At 71.0% G+C, this 23,573-nt stretch carries 12 protein-coding genes and 1 tRNA gene; 11 read left to right on the top strand and 2 right to left on the bottom strand.

Features of this window, described 5'->3' with window-relative positions:
• Window positions 1-159: 159 nt before the first annotated feature.
• The 10 genes from AC0KUR_RS06795 to AC0KUR_RS06750 all read left to right on the top strand — a co-directional run bounded on the left by AC0KUR_RS06795 (window position 160) and on the right by AC0KUR_RS06750 (window position 20,983).
• Complete coding sequence (locus AC0KUR_RS06795; RefSeq protein WP_124669649.1) at window positions 160-1,101, top strand: helix-turn-helix transcriptional regulator; 942 nt, start codon at window positions 160-162, stop codon at window positions 1,099-1,101.
• 123 nt (window positions 1,102-1,224) lie between these two features.
• Window positions 1,225-5,595, top strand: a complete 4,371-nt coding sequence (locus AC0KUR_RS06790) for an amino acid adenylation domain-containing protein (protein ID WP_473375590.1) — start codon at window positions 1,225-1,227, stop codon at window positions 5,593-5,595.
• Window positions 5,592-11,069 (top strand): non-ribosomal peptide synthetase, encoded by a 5,478-nt coding sequence (locus AC0KUR_RS06785; RefSeq protein ID WP_473375589.1) that lies wholly within the window; start codon window positions 5,592-5,594, stop codon window positions 11,067-11,069. Before AC0KUR_RS06790 ends, AC0KUR_RS06785 begins: the two co-directional genes overlap by 4 nt.
• Window positions 11,066-12,118, top strand: coding sequence for a Gfo/Idh/MocA family oxidoreductase (locus AC0KUR_RS06780; protein WP_473375588.1), 1,053 nt, complete (start codon window positions 11,066-11,068; stop codon window positions 12,116-12,118). Before AC0KUR_RS06785 ends, AC0KUR_RS06780 begins: the two co-directional genes overlap by 4 nt.
• Window positions 12,115-13,839: an ABC transporter ATP-binding protein gene (locus tag AC0KUR_RS06775; RefSeq protein ID WP_473375587.1), complete on the top strand. Its 1,725-nt coding sequence runs from the start codon at window positions 12,115-12,117 to the stop codon at window positions 13,837-13,839. The genes AC0KUR_RS06780 and AC0KUR_RS06775 overlap by 4 nt, the downstream gene beginning before the upstream one ends.
• The gene (locus AC0KUR_RS06770) at window positions 13,836-15,605 is read left to right on the top strand and encodes an ABC transporter ATP-binding protein (protein ID WP_473375586.1); all 1,770 of its coding nucleotides are present in this window, start codon (window positions 13,836-13,838) and stop codon (window positions 15,603-15,605) included. The genes AC0KUR_RS06775 and AC0KUR_RS06770 overlap by 4 nt, the downstream gene beginning before the upstream one ends.
• Window positions 15,606-15,816: 211 nt before the next feature.
• Window positions 15,817-17,937 carry a TonB-dependent siderophore receptor gene (locus AC0KUR_RS06765; protein WP_473375676.1) on the top strand — a complete coding sequence of 707 codons (2,121 nt, stop codon included), beginning with the start codon at window positions 15,817-15,819 and terminating at the stop codon, window positions 17,935-17,937.
• Entirely contained in the window at window positions 17,937-18,200 is a 264-nt protein-coding gene (locus AC0KUR_RS06760) for a hypothetical protein (RefSeq protein ID WP_034186179.1), read from the top strand. Before AC0KUR_RS06765 ends, AC0KUR_RS06760 begins: the two co-directional genes overlap by 1 nt.
• 1 nt (window position 18,201) lies before the next feature.
• On the top strand, window positions 18,202-19,713 hold the full coding sequence (locus AC0KUR_RS06755) for a PepSY-associated TM helix domain-containing protein (RefSeq protein ID WP_473375585.1): 1,512 nt from the start codon (window positions 18,202-18,204) through the stop codon (window positions 19,711-19,713).
• Window positions 19,714-19,735: 22 nt separating this feature from the next.
• Window positions 19,736-20,983 (top strand): RhtX/FptX family siderophore transporter, encoded by a 1,248-nt coding sequence (locus AC0KUR_RS06750; protein ID WP_049032323.1) that lies wholly within the window; start codon window positions 19,736-19,738, stop codon window positions 20,981-20,983.
• Between the two features lie 41 nt (window positions 20,984-21,024).
• On the opposite strand, the gene AC0KUR_RS06745 is transcribed toward AC0KUR_RS06750, so the two are convergent.
• On the bottom strand, window positions 21,025-22,266 hold the full coding sequence (locus tag AC0KUR_RS06745; RefSeq protein WP_473375584.1) for an MFS transporter: 1,242 nt from the start codon (window positions 22,264-22,266) through the stop codon (window positions 21,025-21,027).
• Between the two features lie 139 nt (window positions 22,267-22,405).
• Here AC0KUR_RS06745 and AC0KUR_RS06740 point away from each other — a divergent pair, with 139 nt between their 5' ends.
• Window positions 22,406-23,278, top strand: coding sequence for a LysR family transcriptional regulator (locus tag AC0KUR_RS06740; RefSeq protein WP_301742225.1), 873 nt, complete (start codon window positions 22,406-22,408; stop codon window positions 23,276-23,278).
• 76 nt (window positions 23,279-23,354) lie between these two features.
• Here AC0KUR_RS06740 and AC0KUR_RS06735 read toward each other — a convergent pair.
• Window positions 23,355-23,439 (bottom strand) — tRNA-Leu (locus AC0KUR_RS06735).
• Between the last annotated feature and the right edge of the window lie 134 nt (window positions 23,440-23,573).

Genomic DNA, 23,573 nt, shown 5'->3' with positions numbered 1-23,573 from the left:
GGAACACGCGCCGCGATAGCGTCGTTTCTTTTGATATCGCGGCAATTTCATTCGATCGGGCGTCCGTTGCGCGGCGCCCGCGCGGTCCGGCCGGACAATCGGCCGGTTGCCGCCGGCGCGCGCCGGTCCGCGCGTGCCGCCTAACCAACGGACCCTCCGATGAGCTCGACCTCCTTCGCTTCGTCACGACGTCACCCGCCGGTGCTCGTGCCCGGCAACCATCCGGGCGTGGTGCACGTCGATGCGGGCATGAAACTCATGAGCGGCACGCTGTGCTCGGACAGCCGCGACTGGTACGAGGAGCCGCTCGAGAAAGGGCTGAAGCTCGTCCTCGTGCAGAGCGGACAGTTGCGCTGCCGCGTGCCCGGCCAGCCCGAGCAGTGCATCAAGGGGCCGGGCCTGTGCGTGATCGCCAACGACGGCGAGTTCACGACGCACCAGATCTACGATCGCGACGTGCCGCTGCGCTACACGATCGTGCAGCTCGGCCTCGACGCGCTCGACCGCAACCTGAGCCTGCTGCCGGAAAAGATGCTCGCTCCGACGGGCGGCGATCCGCGCATCGTCAGTTGCCCGGCGTCGAAGGCGCTGCAGGCGCTCGCGGTGCAGATCGCCACCTGCCCGTTCGAGGGCGCGGTGCGCGAGTACTACCTGAAGGCGAAGGCGTTCGAGCTGACCGCGCTGAGCGCGCAGCTGCTCGCGACGCAGCGGCAGTTCGCGCCGGCCGACGTGCGCGTCACGTCGTCGGATGTCGAGCGCGTGTATGCGGCGAGCGACATCCTGACGCGCGAGTTCCAGCAGCCGCCGACGCTCGACGCGCTCGCGGGCCGCGTCGGGATGAATTCGCGCAAGCTGACGGCCGGGTTCCGCAAGGTGTTCGGCACGAGCGTGTATGCGTACCTGCAGGAATACCGGCTGCGGACCGCGCACGCTATGCTGTGCGCGGAGGACGCGAACGTGTCGACCGTCGCGTATCGCGTCGGCTACAGTCCCGCGCATTTTTCGATCGCGTTCCGCAAGCGCTACGGCATTTCGCCGAGCGATATTCGCGCGTCGTCGAACGCGATCGACGACGACGAACTGACGAGCGCGGCAATCTAAAACAACTGACCGGCAGCCTAAAGGAATCGACCGGGCACATGGGAGTGAATGAGATAGATTCTCATTCACGGGTGGCCGCCACCGCGCGGATCCGCCATCGAACGACCCATACAAGGCGTGCCCATGAGCCAGACCGTTGTCGATTCCCGTATCGACCATTCCGATCCTTCCTGTTGTTCCTCCACCGACTTTCGCTCGCAGCTCGTTGCGTTGATCGCCGGGCTGCTCGACGAATCCGTCGATGAAATCGCATCGCTCGACGATGACGAGGACCTGCTGAGCTGCGGCCTCGATTCGATCCGGCTGATGTATCTGCAGACGCGCGTGAACCGTCTCGGTTACGCGCTGACGTTCGATGCGCTCGCGCGCACGCCGACGCTCGGCGCCTGGGCCGCGTTGCTGGCGAATGCGCCGCGTGTCGCGCGGCCGGCTCCCGACGTCGCGGGCGAGGATGTCGACGTGCACGCGCCGTTCGACCTGTCCGCGGTGCAGCAGGCGTACTGGCTCGGCCGCGGCGACGGCGAAGTGCTCGGCAACGTGAGCTGCCACGCGTTTCTGGAATTCCGCAGCCAGGCGCTCGATCCCGTTCGTCTCGACGCGGCGTGCCGGCGTGTGCGCGAGCGTCATCCGATGCTGCGCGCGCGCTTCGCCGGCGGTCGTCAGCAGATCCTCGCGGCGTCGGACGCGCCGGTGCTCGCGCATGCGGACTGGCGCGGCAAGACGGCCGCCGACGCGGAAACCGAATGGGCGTCGCTGCGCGCGTTCCGGTCGCACGAATGTCTCGATGTCGAGCACGCGCAGGTCTTCATGATGGGGCTCGTGCAGATGCCCGGCGGCGAGGATCGCGTGTGGTTGAGTGTCGACCTGCTCGCGGCCGACGTGGACAGCGTGCGGCTGCTGATGCAGGAGATCGGTGTCGCGTATGCCGAACCGTCGGCGTTGCCCGACGCGCCGTCGACGTGGTTCCCGGCCTGGCTCGCGCGTCGCGCGGCCGATACGCGCGACGCGCGGGCCGCGGCGCGCGATGCATGGCACGCAAAGCTCGCGACGCTGCCGGAAGGGCCGGCGCTGCCGCTGGCCCGCGCGCCGGAAGCGATCCGCGCGCCGCGCTTCAGCCGCATCGCCCACACGCTGAGCACGGACGAGCTTGCGCGCCTGCAGGCGCGGGCCGCGCAGCATGGCGTGACGCTGTCGTCGGTGTTCGGCGCGGCGTTTGCCGCGGTGCTCGCACGCTGGAGCGGCCGCCATGCGTTCCTGCTCAACGTGCCGCTGTTCGACCGGCATGGCGACGCACCCGATCTCGGCCGCGTGATCGCCGATTTCACGACGCTGCTGCTCGTCGAATGCGACGTGCAGGCCGACGCGAGCGCGGCCGATGCGGTGCGCGTTTTCCAGCAGCGGCTGCACGGCGCGATCGCGCACGCCGCGTATCCGGCGCTCGACGTGCTGCGCGATGCGCGCCGGCAGGGCACGCCGCGCGCGGCGCCCGTCGTGTTCTCGTGCAATCTCGGCGACGCGCCGTTCGTGCCCGAGGCGTTCGCGCGCGTGTTCGGCGATCTGCACGACATGATTTCGCAGACGCCGCAGGTGTGGCTCGATCATCAGCTCTATCGCGTGCCAGACGGCGCGCTGCTCGCGTGGGACAGCGTCGACGGCCTGTTTCCGGACGGGATGGTCGACGCGATGTTCGGCGCGTACGTCACGCTCGTACAGGCGCTGTGCGATCGCGACTGGCGGCTGCCGATCGCGGTCGAATTGCCGTCCGCGCAGCGTCGGGTGCGCGAGGCGCTCAACGCGCAGCCCGCGCCCGGCCGGCCGCGCACGCTGCATCGCGATTTCTTCGCGGGGGCCGCGCGCGAACCGGCGGCGGTCGCGTTGCGGTGCGGCGGGCAGGTCGTGACGCGCGGCGAACTGGCCGCGCAGGCGCTCGCGATCGCGGGCGGGTTGCGCGCGGCCGGGATCGGGCACGGCGATGCCGTCGAGATCAGCCTGCCGCGCGGGCCGGCGCAGGTCTCTGCCGTGTTCGGCGTACTGGCCGCCGGCGCGTGCTACGTCCCGCTCGACATCGCGCAGCCGGCCGCGCGCAAGGCGCTGATCGAGCGCGCGGCGGGCGTGAAAGCCGTGATCGGCGACACGGCGCGCACGGATGCGCCGGTGCCGCATTGGAGCATCGCCGCACTGATGCGGCATGCGCCGCTGGCCGCACCGCTCGCGGTCGCGCCGCGGGCCACGGCGTACGTGATCTATACGTCCGGCTCGACGGGCGTGCCGAAGGGTGTCGAGATGACGCACGCGGCGGCGGTCAACACGATCGATGCGATCGACGCGCTGCTCGGCGTGAGTGCGGACGACCGGTTGCTCGCGGTGTCGGCGCTCGACTTCGATCTGTCGGTGTACGACCTGTTCGGCGTGCTGGGCGCGGGTGCCGAACTCGTGCTGCCCACGCAGGACGACGCGCGCGACGCGGCGCGCTGGATCGAACTGATTGCGCAGCATCGCGTGACGCTATGGAATTCGGCGCCCGCGCTGCTCGAAATGGCGCTGGCCGTGCCGGTCGCGAAAGACGCGTGCCGCAGCGTGCGTGCGGCGCTGCTGTCCGGCGACTGGATCGCGCTCGACCTGCCGGCGCGCCTGCGCGAGCGCTGCGGCGACGCATGCGCATTCCACGCGCTCGGCGGCGCGACCGAAGCCGGCATCTGGTCGAACGTGCAGACGGTACGCGACGTGCCGCCGCACTGGCGCTCGATTCCATACGGCCGGCCGTTGCCGGGGCAGGCCTGGCGCGTGGTCGACGCCGACGGCCGCGACGCCCCCGATTACGTGCCGGGCGAACTGCTGATCGGCGGCGACAGTCTTGCGCGCGGCTACCGCAACGATCCCGGGCTGACCGCGCTGCGTTTCGTGCAGCACGCGTCGGGCCGCTGGTATCGCACCGGCGATCGCGGCCGTTACTGGCCGGACGGGACGCTCGAATTCCTGGGGCGCGAGGACCGGCAGGTGAAGGTGCGCGGGCACCGGATCGAACTGGGCGAGATCGAAGCGGCACTGGCCGCGCATCCGCGGATCGATGGCGCGTGTGCCAGTGTCGCGAACGGCGAAGTCGCGCGCATCGTCGCGGCGTTCGTGCCGTCCGATTGCGTGGCCGATGCGGCGCCGTCGCCGCTCGCGGTTGCGGGCACGGCCGATACGGTTCAGGCGGAAGCGGCCGTTGCACGCGTCGTCGCCGATCGGCTGAGCGACGGCGGCGCGAGCCTGCCGCCGTCGCTGCATGCGCGCCGGCACGCGACAGGCGATGCGTCGATCTCGATCGACGCCGCGCTCGATCGGCTCGGCTGGCATGCAACCGACCTCGACGACCTGACGGCGGCGCTGCGCGCGCTCGCAGCCGATTCCGATACCGTCGCGCAGCGCGTGGCGCTCGATCCGCGCGTCGCGCCGCTTGCATTCGCGACGCGCTTGCCGGACGGCGCTCGTGTGCTGCGCGAGTTTGCTGGCGCGCTCGATGCACAGGCTGCTGCATGCACGGACGCGATGCGGGTCGCGGTGCTCGATGCCCGCGCCGGGCAATGGTTCGACGCGGGCCTCGACGTGCTCGACGATCCGCGTTTCGACGTAACGCTGTTCGACGTGTCGCCGGGTCTGCTGCACACCGCGCAGGCACGCTTCACGCGAACGAGGCCCGCGCTTCAGGCGCTGCAGGACGCCCTGCTGCCCGCGCGTCATCTCGGCGCATTCGACTGCGTGATCAGTTTCGCCGCGGCACACCTGCGCGACGATCCGCGCGATACGTTCAGGATCGCGGCCGCGTTGCTGGCGCGGAATGGCCGATTGCTGTTCGCCGACGTGCTGCGCGACTCGCCGTTGCGCGAACTCGTCGCGAGCGTGACGGGCGATGCCTCGTTGCCGCGGCCGTTCACGACCGAGGCGATCGCCGCCGCCGCGCAGGCGAGCGGCTTCACGCCCGACTCCCGAAGCTGGTATTCGACCGCGTTTGCATGCCTCGACGCGCGTCGTGTCGGCGAATCGGCGACGCAAGCGGTACTGGCAGACTGGCTGCGCGACCGGCTGCCGGATGCGATGCGCCCTGACGCACTGTGGTGCCTGCCGCGCTGGCCGCTCAACGCGAACGGCAAGATCGACCGGCGCGCGGTGGGCGACGCGCTTGCGCGCGCGCTCGGCGACGCGCCGGCCGCGCATGACGCGTTCGTGCCGGCAAACGAACGGCATGCGACGCTGCTCGCGTGCTGGGAGCAGGCGCTCGGCTGTCGGGCGAACGCCCGCGACGCCACGTTCTTCGCGCTCGGCGGCGACAGTCTGCTGGCGACGCGCCTGCTCGCGCAATTGCGCGAACGGCTCGGCGCGCGGATCGGGATGGCCGCGTTCTACCGCGATCCGACGCTCGCCGGTCTTGCCGCCCAGCTCGACGATGTGGCGCCGGCGGTCACGGCGGACGGCAGCGCATCGGTCGCGACGATCGAGGAGGGCGTGCTGTGAGCTTCGACGACGTACTCGATCTCTGCCGCGAACGGCAGATCGAATTGTGGTGCGACGACGGCGGTCAGCTGCGCTATCGCGCACCGGCCGGCGCGCTCGACGCGGACCTGGCCGCGCGCATCAAGGCCGAACGCGACGCGTTCGTCCGCTTCCTGCGGGGCGGCGCGTGGCGCAGCGATCCGGCGCGCCAGCATGAACGGTTTGCGCTGACGCCGGTACAGGCCGCGTACGTGCTCGGCCGGCACGAGTCGTTCGAGTTCGGCGGCAGCGCATGCCATCTGTACGTCGAATACGACGAGCGGCAGGATCTCGACTGCGCGCGCTTCGAGGCCGCGTGGAATGCGTGCGTGGCGCGGCATCCGATGCTGCGCGCGATCGTCGAGGACAACGCATGGCAGCGCGTGCTGCCCGACGTGCCATGGCAGCGGCTCACGGTGCACGACCTGCGCGACGGCGATGCGCACGCATTCGACGCGCACGTGAAGCGGGTACGCGAGCGGCTCGACCACGCGGTCCATGCGCTCGACCGCTGGCCCGTGCTGCAGCCCGAAGTGAGCCTCGGGCCGGATGGCGCGCTGCTGCACCTGTCCGTCGATTTCACGCTGATCGACTACGCGAGCCTGCAACTGCTGCTTGCCGAATGGCGGCGCCGTTACGACGATCCGCAATGGCAGCCGGCGCCGCTCGACGCGACGTTTCGCGACTATGTGGCTCACGAGGCGCAGGCCGGCACGGGCGCCGATCATGCGCGCGACAAGGCCTGGTGGCTCGCGCGCATCGACGATCTGCCGGCGCGCCCCGATCTGCCGGTCGTGCCCGCGATGCGCACCGACGCCCGTCCGCGTTTCACGCATCGCCATGCGCGGCTCGACCGCGCGCAATGGGGCGCGCTGAGCGGCCATGCAAGCCGTTTCGGGCTGAGTGCGGCGAGCGTCGCGCTGGCCGCGTTCGCGGAAGTCGTCGGCCGCTGGAGCCAGTCGCCGGCGTTCTGCCTGAACCTGACGGTGCTGAACCGTCCGCCGGTGCATCCGCGCATCGACGCGGTGCTCGGCGATTTCACCGCGTTGAGCCTGCTCGCCGTCGACGTGACGCAAGGGGGCGATTTCATCGCGCGCGTGCGTACGATCGGTGCGCGGATGTTCGACGATCTCGACCATCGCGCATTCACCGGCGTCGACGTGATGCGCGAACTCGCGCGGCGGCGCGGCAAGGAGGCGGCGCTGATGCCGGTCGTGTTCACGAGCGGCATCGGCAGCGTCGGCCGCTTGCTCGGCGAGCAGGCGGGCCGGGCGGAACCGCCGCGCTACATGATCAGCCAGACGCCGCAGGTGTGGCTCGACTGCCAGGTGACCGACCAGTTCGGCGGGCTGGAGATCGGCTGGGACGTGCGGGACGATCTGTTTCCCGAAGGCTTGCCGACCGCGATGTTCGACGCGTACGTCGCGCTGCTGGGCCGGCTTGCCGACGATGCCGGATGGTGGTCGCGTGCGGGCGACATCGTGCTGCCGTGCGCCGCGCCCGTTGCCGACGTGCATCCGGACGCGGAGACGCATATCGCGGCCGGGTTTGCCGCGCAGGCGCTGCGCACGCCCGATGCGCCGGTCGTGATCGACGCGCAGGGCGCCCGCACGTACCGCGATGTCGCGCAACATGCGGCGGCGCTGCGTACCGCGCTCGAACAGGCCGGCGTCGGCGTGGGCGACACGGTGGCGGTGCTGATGCCGAAGTGCGCGCACCAGCTCGCGGCCGTGCTCGCGATCGTCCAGGCGGGCGCCGCATACGTGCCGGTCGACAGCCGCCAGCCGGCGTTGCGCCGGCAGGCGATCCTGCGCAATGCGCGGGTGCGCGCGGTCGTGAGCGTACGGGCGCTGGAGTTCGAGCATGAAGGATGCGTGCGCATCGATGCCGATGCGCTGCCCGCCGATCCGCAATGGCCGCCGCGCGCCGCGTGCGACGTCGACGGCGCGGCGCTGGCCTACGTGATCTACACGTCGGGCTCCACCGGCGAACCGAAGGGCGTGATGCTGAGCCACGCGGCGGTGTGCAACACGCTCGCCGACATCAACGCACGCCATGCGGTCGGTGCGGGCGATGTGGTACTCGGCCTGGCCGAACTGAGCTTCGACTTGTCCGTCTACGACTTCTTCGGCGCGACCGCGCGCGGTGCGTGCGTCGTGCTGCCCGACCCCGCGCGCGGTCACGATCCGTCGCACTGGGCGGCGTTGATGGCACGTCATGCGGTGACGGTGTGGAACTCGGTGCCCGCACAAGGGCAGATGCTGATCGATTACCTCGAGGGCGAACCGGCGCTCGACGTGCCGGGCCCGCGCCGCGTGCTGTGGTCGGGCGACTGGATTCCGGTGACGCTGCCGGCCCGCTGGTGGAAACGCTGGCCCGACAGCGCGCTGTTCAGTCTCGGCGGCGCGACCGAAGCGTCGATCTGGTCGATCGAGCATCCGATCCGCCCGGAGGACACGCAGCTCGCCAGCATTCCGTACGGCCGCGCGCTGACTGGGCAGACGATGGAAGTGCTCGACGTGCTTGGCCGGCCGTGCCCGCCCGGCGTGCGCGGCGAGATCCATATCGGCGGCGTCGGGCTCGCGACGGGCTATGCGAACGATCCCGCGCGAACGGCCGAACGTTTCATCCGTCATCGCGACGGGCGCCGGCTCTATCGCACCGGCGATCTCGGCCGCGTGCGCGTCGACGGTTCGCTCGAATTCCTCGGCCGGCAGGACGATCAGGTGAAGATCCGCGGTTACCGGATCGAGCTGGCCGAGATCGATGCGGCGCTGACCGCGCATCCGCTGGTCGGCGCGGCCGCGACGATCGTGCTCGGCGAGGGCGCCGAGCGCCGGCTGGCGAGCTTCGTGTCGCTGCAGGGTGCGGCGCCTGACCCGTCGGCGCACGACCCCGCCCTTCACGAGATCGCGGCACCGGTCCGCGCTGCGTTCGACGCCGTGCGCTGGCCCGCGCAAGCGGACGTGGCGCGGTCGGTCGCGCAACTCGAAACGGCATGCGTGGCGTCGCTGGCCGCGTGGATCGTACCGGCAGGCGGCTTGACGGCCGACGACGCAACCGGTTTCGCGACGCTGTGCGAGCGGCTGCGCGTGCCGCCGGCGCGGCAGCATCTGCTGCGCCACTGGCTCGCGATGCTCGTGACGCACGGCGTGCTGCACGCGGATGCCGAAGGCGGCTGGCGTAGACGGTCCGACGCCAGCCATGCCGACGCGCACGCATGCTGGGATGCGTTCGCGCTGCATGCATCGCCCGAGCTGTGGCCGCCGGTCCTCATCGACTACTTCCGCGACAGCGCGGGCTGCCTGGACGTACAGGTGGACGGCACGGTTTCGCCGGCCGGCCTGATGTTCCCCGAAGGCGCGTCGCATATCGCCGAAGCGATGTACAGCAACGGCGAACACGCGCATGCGCTGCATCGCGGGATGGCGCAAGCCGTGCGCGAGATCGTCGCGCGCGAGCCGCGGCGTACGTGGCGAATCCTCGAGATCGGCGCGGGAACGGCCGCCGCGACGCGCGCGATCGTCGATGCGCTCGCGCCGCTGGTCGAAGCGGGCACGCGGATCGACTACCTGTTCAGCGACGTGTCGAGCTACTTTCTCGCGGCCGCGCGCGAGCGCTTCGCCGCGTATCCGTGGATGCGGTTCGTGCGTTTCGACATGAATGCAGCGCTCGACGCGCAGGGCATCGCGCCGCATTCGATCGACATGACGATCAGCTCCGGCGCGCTGAACAACGCGCGCGACACGGTTGCACTGATCGCCGGATTGCGCGCGCTGTCGGCGGCCGATGCATGGTGGGTGATCCAGGAACTGACGGCCGAGCATCCGGAGATCAGCATCAGCCAGGGGCTGATGATGGAGACGCCGCGCGATGCGCGGGCCGGGTCGTGCCGGCTGTTCGTACCGCGCGCGCAGTGGCTCGAATGGCTGCAGGGGGACGACGGCGATCGCGCACTCGGCTGCGTGACGGCCGGCTCGCCGCTCGACGCGCTGGGCTACGACATCCTGCTCGCGCACGTGAAGCGCGGCGCGGCCCGCATCGCGCCGGATGCGCTGCTGTCGTTCGTTGCCGAGCGCGTGCCGGGCTATATGGTACCGTCGCAACTGCGCGTGCTCGAGCGACTGCCCGTGACCGCGAACGGCAAGATCGACCGCCGGACGCTGGCCGGCATTGCCGACATTCGCGAGCCGGAACCGGCGGCGGTTCGGCCCTCGCAGACACCCGCCGCCGATCCGCTGCTGGCGCGATTGATCGGATGGTGGGAGACGGTCCTCGATACGCTCAACGTCACGCCGGATCAGGATTTCTTCGCCGCCGGCGGCGATTCGCTGCTGATCGCGCAACTCGTGTCGCGGCTGCGTGGCGAGGAGCCGCTCGCGCAGGCCCATCCGTTCGACCGGCTGCTGCGCTGGGTGCTCGCGCAGCCGACGCCGGCGGCGTTCGCCCGATGCCTGCGCGAAGCGCAGACGCAACCGTCGGCCGCCGTATCGCCGGCCGGCGCGGCCGCACCGCGCGCGATGCAGCCGTCGTCCGTCGTCCACGCACCCGCGCCGCGCGTGCGCGCCGACGTGCGGCCGATTCCGCTCGCGCCGGGCGACGGCGTGCCGCGCGTGATCGTGCACGAAGGGCTCGGCACCGTGCATGCCTATCGTCCGGCACTGCCGGCACTCGCGCGGCTCGGCCCGGTGCTCGGCTTCGCGGTGCGCGACGCGCAGGACTATCTCGACCTGCCGGCGCGTCACCTGAACGCGACGCTCGGCCGGCGCTATGCGGATGCGCTGTGGCGCAGCGGCGTGCGCGAGGTCGACGTGCTCGGCTACTGCTCGGGCGGGCTCGTCGCACTCGAAATGGCGAAATCGCTGGTGCAGCTCGGCGTCGCGGTGCGCACGCTCGACATCGTGTCGAGCTACCGCATTCCCTACCTGATCGAGGACGAACGGCTCGTGCTGTTCAACTTCGCGGCGACGCTCGGGCTGCCGCTCGACGCGCTCGGCTTTCCGGAAACGTACGTGCTCGCCGATGCGCTCGCCGACGCGTTGAAGGCCGACCCCGCGCGGCTCGCGCCCGGCAGCCTGCAGGCGCAGCTCGAGATCTTCGGCGATCGCTGCGAGCCGCTCGACGAGTTGCGCCGGCGCGTGCTGCGCGCGGCGGCCGGCCTGTCGATGCAGGACGACGTCGCGCATCCGCTGCTCGACGAGCGCGAACGGCTGTACCGGCTCTTCATGCATTCCGTGCAGGCGAGCCATTGGGCCGGCGATGCGCCGTATGCGGGCGCATTGCGGCTGTTCGTGCCCGAGCGCTGCAACCCGCTGATTCCGCAGCAGCGCGCGGCGCTCGCCGAGTACTGGACGGCGCAGGCGCTCGGCGGCATCACGGCCGCCGACATCCCCGGCGGTCATTTCGACTGCCTGAACGCCGCGTTCGTCGACACCCGCCTGAAGGAGGCACGATGAAGGTTCACCCGCTGCCGGTCGTCGTGGCCGGCTCCCGCTTCGGCCAGTTCTACGCGGCGGGCCTCGCGGCGTCCGGTTCGTATCGCGTCGCGGGCTTGCTCGGCCGCGGCAGCGCGCGTACCGCCGCACTGGCCGCCCGCGTCGGCGCACCGGTGTTCGATTGCCCGGAGGCGCTGCCGGACGACGTGCGTGTCGCCTGCGTCGCGGTGGGCGGCGCGGCGCGCGGCGCGGAAGGGGCCGCGCTCGCGTGCCGGCTGCTCGAACGCGGGATCGACGTCGTGATCGAGCATCCGCTGCTGCCCGACGAATGGGATACCGTGCTGCGCGCCGCGTCGCGCCACGGCCGCCGCTGCCTGCTGAACAGTTTCTATCCGAACCTGCCCGTCGTCGCGCGCTTCATCGCGGTCGCGCGGCGGTTGCGCGACACGAGTGCTCCCGTGCACGCGGACGTCGTGTGCTCGGTGCAGGCGAGCTACGCGGCGCTCGACGTGCTGGCGGCCGCGCTGCAGGGCGTCGGGCCCTGGTCGGTCGAGCCGATCGGGCCGGCGCTGTCGTCGATGCGCGAATGCGCGATGGTGCTGGCCGAAACGCCGGTATCGCTGCGCGTGCACAACGAGATGGCGGCGGCCGACGACGGTCGCATGAGCCTGTTGTTCGGCATCACGCTGACGACGGACGCCGGCACCTGGACGCTCGCCTCGCCGCACGGGCCGCTGTGGTGGGCGCCCGCGCTGCGCGAACCGGCGATGGCCGAGGACGGGCTGTTCCCGATCTTCGGCGACTCGGCGGGCGATGACATGCCGAGCCTCCAGATCTGCGACGACGCGCAGGACACGTGGGGCGAGATTCATTCGCGCTGCTGGCCGCAGGCGGCCGTGCGCGCGGTCGACCGGCTCGTGTCCGGGGAAGGGCTGCCGCCGCATAACCAGCGCAGCATCGACGTGACGCGCATCTGGCGGCAGTTGACCGCGCAACTCGGCTTCCCGGCGCAGCCGCCGGGCGATGCGTGCGCGGCGACGCTCGGCATGCTGCTGGAGCGTGCCGCATGAAGGGGCCGTTGCGTTCGATGTTGCGGCCGTTTGCCGTGCCGCTCGCGGCGGCGGTCGTGTTGCAGGCGCTCGCGGGTGTCGCGTCGCTCGTGCCATGGCTCGCGCTCGCCCGGATCGCCGACGCATGGCGCGGGTCGCAGGCGCTCGACGCGACGGCACGCGGCTGGCTCGTCGCGGCCGTGGTCGCCGGCGTGTGCTGGCTCGGCGGCCAGACGGTCGCGCTTCACCTGACGCATCGCGTCGACGCCGATCTGGGCGATCGCTTGCGCAAGCGGCTCGCCGATCATCTGCAGCGTTTGCCGCTCGGCTGGTTCGCCCGCGGGGGCAGCGATCGCGTCGCGCGTCACGTCGATCAGGACGTGCGCGCGCTGCACCAGCTCGTCGCGCACGCGCCGGCCGACGTCACGCAGCTCGTCGTCGTGCCGTGCGCGGCGCTGGCGAGCCTGCTTTACCTGAATCCCGCACTGCTCGCGTTTGCACTGGTGCCGCTTCTGGCCGGCGCCGCGCTGTTCCGCTGGATGCGGTCGGCGCGGTTCGCGCCGGCCGTCGCGGCACGCAACACGGCGCTCGAAACCCTGATGGGCGACTATGCGCAACTCGCGCAGAACCCGGCGCTCGTGCGGCAGTATCCGGGCGCGGGCATCGAGGCGGCCGCGCTGGCGTCGACCGCGCGTTTCGATCGGGCATTTTCGGCATGGGTCGGCCGCGTCGGCGGGCCCGGCGCCTGCACGCAGGTGCTGCTCGGCACGCCGTTTCTGCTCGCCTGGGTCGTGTTCGGCGCGACGTGGCTGACGGCCGGCCGGTTGCCGGTCGGCGAACTGTGCGCGTTCGCGCTGTTGATCTGGGCGGTCGCGGCGCCGGTGCGCGCGCTCGGCCATGGCGCCGATGCATTGCGCGAAGCGCGCGCGGCCGCCGCGCGCCTGGCTGCGTTGCTCGCGCAGCCAGGCCTGTCCGAGCCCGCCGACGGCGCGGCGCAGGTGCCGCGCGATGCGTCGGTCGAACTGCGCGGCGTGAGTGTCGACCTCGACGGCACGCCGATCCTGCACGACATCGACGCGACGATCGCGGCCGGCGCGGTCACCGCGATCGTCGGGCCGTCGGGCGCGGGCAAGAGCACGCTGCTGATGCTGCTCGCGCGCTTCATGGATCCGGATCGCGGCACGGTGCAGCTCGGCGGTGCCGATCTGCGGCTGCTCGCGCCGGATACGCGGCGTGCGCAGGTCGCGATGGTGTTCCAGCAAGCCACCGCGCTCGACGTGTCGATTGCCGCGAACATCGCGCTCTACCGGCCCGATGCCGATCGCGACGCGATTCGCGCCGCCGCGCGCGCGGCTTGTCTCGACGAACGCATCGACGCGTTGCCGGGCGGCTACGACTGCGTGTGCGGGCGCGACGTGCGTTTGTCCGGCGGCGAACTGCAACGCCTGTCGATCGCGCGCGCGCTGCTGTCGCCCGCGCCGTTGCTGCTGCTCGACGAACCGGGCTCGGCGCTCGATCCGCAAACCGCGCGCGCGTTGCGCAATGCGCTGCGCGGCGACCGGCGCACGCGCGTGATCGTCAGCCACGATCTCGACGCGATCCGGCACGCGGACCAGATCCTCGTGATGGATCGCGGCCGCATCGTCGAGCGCGGCACGCATGCCGCGCTGCTGGCCGCGCGCGGCCTTTATGCGCGGCTGTGGCGCGAACGCGATGCCGCGGGCGGGGAGGCCGCACGATGATGAAGTCGCTCAAACGTTTGCAGTGTCTGCCGCCCGAAACCCGCCGCGCGCTGCGGCGCGGTGTCGGCTGGGCGGTGGCCGCCGCGCTGCTCGACGGCGCCTGCGGGCTGCTGCTCGTGCCGCTGATCCGCGCGTGGTTTGCCGGCGCGCATGCGGCCGCGCTGCGCTGGACGATCGCGCTCGGCGCGCTGACGCTGTGCCACGCGCTCGTGATGTACGTCGCGCAACGCGGCGGCTATCGCGCGGGCGGCGCGCTCGCGGCCGGGCTCGTCGATCGCCTCGTGCGGCACCTGCCGCGCATCGCGTCCTGGCAGGCCGTGCGCGACAGTCATCCGGCCGGGCTGCTGCGCGGCCCGGTCATGCAGGCAATGGGGATGCCCGCGCACCTGCTGGGGCCGCTGATCGCCGCGGTCGTCACGCCGCTCGCGGTCGTCGCGGGGCTCGCGTGGATCGACTGGCGCATCGCGTCGTGCCTCGCGGCCGCGGCCGTGCTGCTGTTCGCGCTGCTCGAACGCGGCGGCACGCGCACGCTCGCGTTCGAGCAGGCGCGCGCGGCCGGCGAGCGCGACATGGCCGTGCAGCTCCAGACCTTCGCCGCGCATCAGGGGCTGCTGCGCTTCGCGGGCCGCGAGGGCGACGCGCGCGCGGCGTTGCAGCGCGCGTTCGACGAGCAGCATCGCCGCACGCGTGCGCTGATGCGGCGCTCGCTGCCGATCGAACTGGGTTTCGCGGGCGCGGTGCAGGGCGTGTTCGTCGCGATGCTGCTGGGCGGCACATGGGCCGTCGCGGCCGGCCGGCTCGATGCGGCGACGGCCGTCGCGGTGCTCGTGCTGCTCGTGCGCTTCATCGAGCCGCTTGCGCACCTCACGCAGCTCGACCAGGCGCTGCGCGGCGGCTGGCGCGCGCTCGACACGGTGCTCGCGGTGCTGCACGCGCCGCGTTTCGACAGCCCCGAGCGCGGCACGCCGGTACGCGACGCGAGCGTCGACGCGATGCGTGTCGGCTACCGGTCCGCCAGCGGCGCAACGCTGCTCGACGGCATCGACCTCCATTGCCCGGCCGGCGGTTTCGTCGCGATCGTCGGCCCGACGGGCGCCGGCAAGAGCACGCTGCTCGGCCTGCTCGCGCGGCTCGACGATCCGGGCACCGGGCGCGTGCTGCTCGGCCGCGCCGACGTGCGGCACCTGAGCGAAGCGACGCTCGCGGCGACGCGCAACCTCGTGTTCCAGGACAACGCGCTGTTTCGCGGCAGCCTTGCATGGAACGTGCGGATGGGGCGTCCGGACGCGACCGACGCCGAACTGCGCGCCGCGCTGGACGCGGTCGGCCTGCTGCGCGACGCCGAGCGGCTGCCGGACGGGCTCGACACCGACGTCGGGCCCGGCGGCCAGCTGCTGTCCGGCGGGCAGCGCCAGCGAGCCTGCCTCGCACGTGCGTTGCTGGCACGGGCGCCGGTGCTGATGTTCGACGAGCCGACCGCGAGCCTCGACGAATTCGGCGCGCGGCGCGTGCGCGACAGCCTCGTCGCGTTGCGCGGGCAGCGCACGCGCATCGTCGTCACGCACCAGCCGGCGCTCGCGGCGGCCGCCGATACGATCGTCGTGCTCGAGGGGGGCCGCGTACGGGCGACCGGCACGCATGCGCAGCTCGTGGAAGCGGATGCGTGGTACGCGACCTTCGCCCGCGCGGGACGCCGGCACGACGACGCATCGTATGCCGGCGCAGGCGCAGGTCAGGAAGCCCGGCCGGCCGAATCCGCACACTGACGTGAACAATGCGGGCCGCCGTGCCCGGAATCGATAGGAAAAGCCCCTCGATCGAAAAATCGCCTGCCGGTTCTATTTGATAATGAGAATGATTATCAAATACGGGGGCGTGATGCGGTACGAGGTACGGGAACCTGGGAGATCGGTGATGAAGGGCGCGCACGTCGCCCGTTCGGGGCGGCGGCGCTGGCGGCCGTCGCTGTATCTCGGCCTGCTGATCGCGGCGCATCCGGCGGCCGCGTTCGCCGAGACGGCGCCGCCGGCCGGCACGGAGATCCGGAAGGAAGCGGCCGCCGCACAGCCGGCGGCGAGCGAGCTGAAGGCAATTTCGGTGAACGCGTCGCGCGGCGTGGCCGACGATCCGTCGGTCGCGACGGTCGGCAAGCTGCCGCTCGCATTGCGGGAGATTCCGCAGTCGATCAGCGTGACGACGCGCGAGCGGATCGAGCAGCAGAACCTGTATTCGCTCGACGAGGTGATGCAGCAGTCGGCCGGTGTGACCGTGCAGCCGTACGTGTTGCTGACCACCGCGTATTTCGTGCGCGGCTTCAAGGTCGACTCGTTCGAATTCGACGGCGTGCCGGTCGTGATCGGCGACATGGCGAGCGCGCCGCAGGACATGTCGGTGTACGAGCGCGTGGAAATCCTGCGTGGCGCGAACGGGCTGCTGCACGGCTCGGGCAATCCGGCCGCGACGGTCAACCTGGTTCGCAAGCGGCCGCAGTACCGGTTCTCCGCGAACGCGTCCGTGAGCATCGGCAACTGGGACCGCTATCGCGCGGAAGCCGACATCGGCGGACCGCTCAACGCGGCCGGCACCGTACGCAGCCGGCTCGTCGCCGCATACGAGGATCGTCACTTCTTCTACGACCACGCGAAGCAGGACACGCGTTCGATCTACAGCGTCACGGAAGTCGACCTGACGCGCGACACGCTGCTCACGTTCGGCGCGCAGTACCAGACGACGTCGTCGATTCCCGACATGTCCGGCGTGCCGATGGCGCGCGACGGGTCGAGCCTCGGCCTGTCGCGCTCGACGTTCCTCGACACCGCATGGGGCCACTTCAACTGGGACACGACGCGCGCATTCGCGTCGGTCGAGCAGAAGCTCGGCGCCGGCTGGAAAGCGAAAGTGAGCGGCGAGTACCAGAGCGTGCGCTCGGACCTGAAGTACGCGGGCTCGTTCGGCGCGATCGATCCGGCGACCGGCGCGGGCGGCCGGCTGACGGGCAGCGCGTACCAGTTCAGCAGCTACAGCCGCAGCCTCGACGCGAACGTGCAGGGCCCCGTGCATGCGTTCGGGCTCACGCACGACCTGCTGTTCGGCATCACCTACGCGAACAGCAGCAGCGGGCAGATGACGGCGCCGCTGCTCGGCAACGTGTCGGGTACGCCGGTGAACGTGTACCGCTGGAACCCGGGCAGCGTGCCCGAGCCCGGCATCGGGCCGTACCAGCAGTCGCAGCAGAACGACATTTCGCAGAAGGGCGTCTACGGGCTCGGCCGCATCAAGCTCGCGGAACCCGTCACGCTCGTGCTCGGCGGCCGGATGAGCTGGTGGAACCAGGACAGCCTCGGCGCGCACTACAACACCGGTCACCAGTTCACGCCTTACGGCGGTCTGATCTGGGATTTCGCGCGCGACTGGTCGTGGTACGCGAGCTACGCGGAAGTGTTCCAGCCGCAGACCAAGTCGATGTGGGGCGGCGGCATCCTGACGCCGGTGAAGGGGCGCACCTACGAGACGGGCGTGAAGGGCGAACTGGCCGGCGGCAAGCTCAACGTGTCGCTCGCGGCGTTCCGCATCGACCTCGACAACAACCCGCAGGTCGACATCGCGCATCCGTGCGCGGGGCCGAGCTGCTATTACGTGAACGGCGGCAGCGTGCGCAGCCAGGGCTTCGAGTTCGAGGCGAACGGCCGCATCACGCCGTGGTGGAGCGTGTGGGCGAGCTACACGTACGACACGATGCGCTACGCGGACAACCTCGCGAACGCGGGCACGTTCGCGCCGCTGCTGAACCCGCGCCACCTGTTCCGGCTGTGGACCAACTATGACTTGCCGTGGCAGGAGCGGCGCTGGAGCGTCGGCGGCGGCCTGCAGGTGCAGAGCAGCTACTCGGCGCAGGCCAACGGCGTGACGATGAGCCAGGGCGGCTACGCGCTCGCGAGCGTGCGGCTCGGCTACCGCTACGACAAGCACTGGAGCGCCGCGCTCAACGTCAACAACCTGTTCGACCGCCAGTATTACCTGAGCCTGAGCCAGCCGGGCTGGAACAACCGCTACGGAGAACCGCGCAACGTGATGCTGACCGTGCGCGGGCAGTTCTGATGGCGCCCGGCTGGGGCACGCGCTCGGCGATCGCGATCGGCGGCGTGCTGCCGGGCGCGGTGGCGCTCGCGGTCACGCTGGCCCGTCATTACCCGGCCGACGGCCTGAACCGGCTCTATGCGGCCGTGTTGCTGACGCTCGCCGCGAGTGTGGCCGCGCTGCTGTGGATGCTCGTCGCGCCCGGGCCGCGGCAGGCGGTGTGGCGCGCGGGTGTGTGGCTTGCGGTGCTGGTGCCGTGCGCGCTGTTCTGGGGAGGGCGCTGACATGGAGGCGTCGTCGCGTTCGCGCTGGCGCGCGCTGCATCGCGGCGCCGGCGCGCTGTTCGGCACGGTGCTGTTCGTCGTGCTGTTCAGCGGCACCTGGAGTCTCGCGTTCGATTCGATGCAGGGCTGGTGGCGGCCGCCGCCGGTGGCGGTCGCGCGGCCGGCGTTGCCGCTCGATGCGCTCGTCGCGCGCGCGGCGGCACACGGTGTTGCGTTGCGCGACGTGCGCATCGTGCTGCCGCGGCCGGCCGATCCGGCGATCCGGTTCTGCGATGCGCGCCAGGCGTGCACGCTGGCGCTCGATCCGGCGACGGGCGCGCCGCTGCCCGACGCGGGAAGGGCGAGGTTGATCGTCACGCTGCACAAGACGCTGTTCGCCGGTTTCCCCGGCCGCATCTTCGTCAGCCTGTGGGGCATCGTGCTGCTCGTGCTCGTCGTCGCGGGCGTGGTCGTGCATCGCCGCTGCTGGCCCGATGCGGCACGCGTCCGGCGCGGCCACGGGTTGCGCGTCGCGCTGTTCGACCTGCATGCGTGGATCGGCCTGTGGGGGACGCCGTGGCTCGTGCTGTTCGCGTTCACCGGCGCGTTGTCGGGGCTCGGCGCGCTCGGCACGGTGTCGCTCGCGGGCGTCGCGTATCCGGGGCAGCCGCAGCGCGCGTTCGCCGAACTGCTCGGCGGGCCGCCGCCCGCCGAGGCCGGCGGCCCGTGGCAGCACGCGCCCGATCTCGACGCGCTGTTGCGGTGCGATGCGGCGCGCAGGCCGGACTTCCGGCGCGAAGCCGTCGCGCTGCATCGCTGGGGCGACGCGAACGCGACCGTCGAGATTGCCGGCACGACCGCGGGGCTGCCGAGTACGGCGGTGTTCGAGCGTCACCTGTATCGCGCGGCGGACGGGCAATGGCTCGCGGATGCGACGTCGCGCGGTCGCGGCTTCTGGCTGCGCGCATTCATCGCGATGCAGCCGCTGCATTTCGCGCAATACGGCTGGGTCGGTGCGGCGGGCGGTGTGCTGCGCGCGCTTCATTTCCTGATGGGGCTTGCTGCGTGCGTGTTGTGCGCGACGGGCTTGCATCTGTGGATCGAGCGGCGGCGCGCGCAGCGCGATCGCTCGGCAAGCGTGCTGGCCGCCGTCGCGGTGGGCGCATGCGGCGGGCTCGTGCTCGCGGGCGGTGTCCTGCTGTTTGCCGGGCGCGCGTTGCCCGACGGCGTGCACGTCGACCATGCGCTCGCGATGCTGTTCTGGGCCGTGTGGGCCGGTGCGATTGCGGTCGCGGCCCGGGCGGCCGATCGGGCGGCATGGCTGCGCGTGCTGATGCGTGCGGCCGGCGCCGCTTACGGGCTGGCCGGCGCGACGCATTGCGCACTCGCGCTGCTGGGCGCGGGCGCACCCGTGTACGGGTGGATCGACACGGCACTCGTCGTATTCGGCGTGTTGCTGCTGCGTGCCGCCCGCCGTCCGCGGCGCGATGCGATGCCGGCCGCACGCGTGCCGGCCGGCGTCGAACCTTTTTAACCTCATGCAACTGGAGACTTCGATGCGCGATCTGCTCGAACATCGCCGCCTGGTCATCACGATCACGCTGCTTTACCTGTCGCAGGGCATCCCGATCGGTATTGCGATGGATGCGATGCCGACACTGCTGCGCCACGACGGCGCGCCGCTTCACGCACTCGCGTTCCTGCCGCTCGTCGGGTTGCCGTGGGTCGTGAAATTCCTGTGGGCGCCCGTCGTCGACAACCGCTGGTCGCCACGCCTCGGGCGGCGGCGCAGCTGGATGCTGCCGATGCAGACCCTCGTCGTGGTGTGTCTCGGCTGCCTCGCGCAGATCGGGATGACGGTCGCGACGGCCGGCTGGGCGGTCGGCCTGCTGGCCGTCGCGTCGCTTGCCAGCGCAACGCAGGACATCGCGAACGACGGCATGGCCGCCGAGCATTTCAGCGGCGACACGCTCGCGAGGATCAACGCGATCCAGATTGCCGGCGTGATGATTGGCTTCTTCGGCGGCGGCGCCGGCACACTGACGCTGATCGGCCTGTTCGGCCAGCCGGCCGCGTTTCTCGCGCTGGCGGCCGTGCCGCTCGCGAGCCTGGTCTGCGTGCTGTGGGTGCTGCCGCGCGATGCGGACCGTGCGCGGGCGCGGCCGGCACACGACGCGAGCCTCGTGCGTTTCGCGAAGCGGCCGCGTTCGTGGTCGCTGCTGTCGCTCGCGCTGCTGTCGGCGATGACGGCCGTATCGGGCTTCGGCCTGTCGAAGCTGTTTCTCAACGATGCGGGCTGGACGCTCGACGCGATCGGCAAACTCGGGATGGCGGGCGGCGTCGTGACGGTCGTGCTCGGTTGCGGCGGCGGCGCGTGGCTCGTGAGGCGGCTCGGGGTATGGCGTGCGTTCACGGCCGGCGTGAGCTGCGCGGGCGCGGCGGCGTTGCTGTGGTTCGCGCAGGCGAGCGGATGGCTACCGGTGTCGCCGTCGTGGGCGTGGCTGTGCACGGTGCTCGGCTCGCTGGCGACGGGGATCACGTCGGTGTCGATCATGACGGCCGGCATGCGCTTCGCGGGCGGCAGCGACCAGGCCGGTACCGACGTGACGGCCGTGCAGAGCACGCGTGATCTCGGCGAGTTGATCGCGTCGTCGACGATCCTGTCGCTGACCGCGAAGGTCGGTTATACGGGCGGGTTTCTCACGGGTGTCGGGCTGGCGGTGCTGGCCGCGTTGATCGCGATGACGCTGCGGCGGCGGGAGGCAGCGCATGCGGCGAAGGGGAGCGATGTGCTGGCGTCGTGACGGCGGCGCGGTCCGGCGCGCGCCGGTCGCGCTGCGTCACCTCAGCCGCGCGTCAACCGTCGCGCCGCCAGCAGCGCGAGCGCGAGCAGCACCGCGACATACGCGGCGACGCTCGCCCACGCGCCGTGTTGCCAGAACGTCCCGCCGATCGAGCCGAGCACGCTCGACCCGACGTAGTAGGCCAGCAGATAGAGCGAGGCCGCATGCCCCTTCGCGGCCCCCGCGAGGTTGCCGACCCAGCCGCTCGCGACCGAGTGGGCGACGAAGAAGCCGATCGTGACGAGCACGATGCCGACGACGATCGCGACGAGCGAGTGCGACAGCGTCAGCGCGAGGCCCGCCGCGAAGACGACGATGCCGCTGACGAGCACCGGGGCCCGCCCGAGGCGGTCGGCGAGCGCGCCGGCACTCGACGATGACACCATCCCGAACAGGTAGGCGCCGAAGATCAGTCCGCAGGCGGTCGGGCTCAGGTTGAACGGCGCGGCCATGAGCCGGAACCCGGCGTAGTTGTAGATCGTCACGAACGCGCCCATCACCAGGAAACCGATCGCGAACACGAACGGCAGACGCACGTGACGCAGTTGCGCGTGCCACAGCCGGATGTGATGACGCAGCGTCAGGTCGGTGCGCTTCACGAAGCGGCGCGATGTCGGCAGCAGTATCACGAAGGCGATCGCCGCAAGCAGGTCGACGACGCCGATCGTCAGCATCGCCGTGCGCCACGAGAAGTGCTCTTCGAGCGCGCTCATGCCGATCCGTCCGATCATGCCGCCGAACGCGGTCCCGCCGACGTAGAGGCCCATCGAGAAGCCGAGCCCGTCGGCGGCGATTTCTTCCGCGAGATAGGCCATCGCAACCGCCGGCACGCCGCCGAGCGCGAAGCCTTCGAGCGCGCGCCAGAGCAGCAGCAGGTTCCAGTTCGGCGACAGCGCGGCCAGCAGGTTGAACAGCGCGGCCAGCGTCATCGACGCGAACATCAGCCCGCGCCGTCCGACGCGTTCGGACAGTGCGCCGGCGCACAGGATCGACACCGCGAGCATCCCGGTCGACAGCGACAGCGAGAGCGAACTCGACGCCGCGCCGAGGTTGAATTCGCGGGCGAACGCGGGAAGCAGCGGCTGCACGCAGTACAGCAGCGAGAAGGTGGAAAAGCCGGCGAGAAAGAGCGCGAGCGCGATGCGCTTGTACGCGGCCGAGCGCGGGGACACGCCGGCCGGCAGGGCATCGGGCGCGGTTTGCTGCGGGCCGGGCATGGAGCGGGAAATCGAGGGGGCGGACATGGATGCACTCGATGTGCGACGGGAATGCACGAATTCTTGCGCATCGTCATGTATATGTCCAATATATGAAAAGAACCGCAGCGATATGTTTTAACACTGGCTTGAAGGCCGCCTCGACTTCCCGCAAGGTCGCTCACGAATGGAACTCCGGCATCTCCGATACTTTCTGGCCGTCGCGGCCACGTCGAATTTCACGAAGGCCGCCGACCTGCTCGGCATCGGTCAGCCGCCGTTGAGCCAGCAGATCAAGGCGCTCGAAAGCGAACTCGGCGTGGAGCTGTTCAAGCGGACCGCGCGTGGCGCCGGGCTGACGCTGGCAGGCGAGGTCTTCGCGGAAGAGGCGCGACGCGTGCTCGACGATGCCGAGCGCGCGGCACGCGCGGCCAGGCGTGCCGCGCGCGGCGAAACCGGCCATCTGCGGGTCGGTTTCACCGGGACGGCGGCGTTCAACCCGAAAGTGTCGGATCTGATTCGCCGCTTTCGAGAGGCGTTTCCGGATGCGGAGTTGACGTTGCAGGAAGCGACGTCGGGTGTCCTGCTCGAGGCACTGGATGCCGGGCGCCTCGACGTGGCGATCGTGCGGCCGGTGCGGCGCGTCGCCGCGACGTTGCGCACCGCCGACTGGGACGAGGAGCCGATGTTCGTCGCGCTGCCCGTCGCGCATCGGCTCGCGCCGCGCCGGCGTATCGATCTGGCGGAACTGGCCGACGAGTCGTTCGTGCAGGTGCCGCGGGAGGCCGGCAGCGCGTTGTTCGACGACATCGTCGCCGCGTGCAAGGCCGCCGGATTCGAGCCGCGCATGGCGCAGCCGGCGCCGCAGATGGCATCCGCGGTGACGCTGGTGGCGGCCGGGCTCGGCGTATCGGTCGTGCCGAAGGCGATCACGCAGGTGCAGGTGCCCGGGGTCGTGTACCGGCCGTTCGCGGGTAACGGGCTGCGCGCCAGGCTGGCCATCGTGTCGCGATGCGACGAGCCGTCGGCGGTGGTGCGGAATTTTCTGCGGCTGGCGTAGCCGAAAACGAAAAACCCGCGAAGCCATCTGCTGTCGCGGGTTTCGGAAAATACGCGGAAAACGTTGAAGCTGCATTTGGTGCCGACGGCGAGACTCGAACTCGCACAGCTTTCGCCACTACCCCCTCAAGATAGCGTGTCTACCAATTTCACCACGTCGGCACTGCAAGGGGCGCAATTCTAACGTCACATTGCGCGTTTGTGAAGGGGCCGTGACAACGTCATGATTTTGCACGGCAGCGATCCCGGTAGAATTCGTCGGATCGGTCTGGCGACCGTCGCAACCGCAACCCGTT

The organism is Burkholderia sp. YHN3-13 (assembly GCF_055810675.1).
The sequence above is the reverse complement of the archived record's forward strand: the minus strand, read 5'-3'. Positions and strand labels throughout refer to the sequence as shown.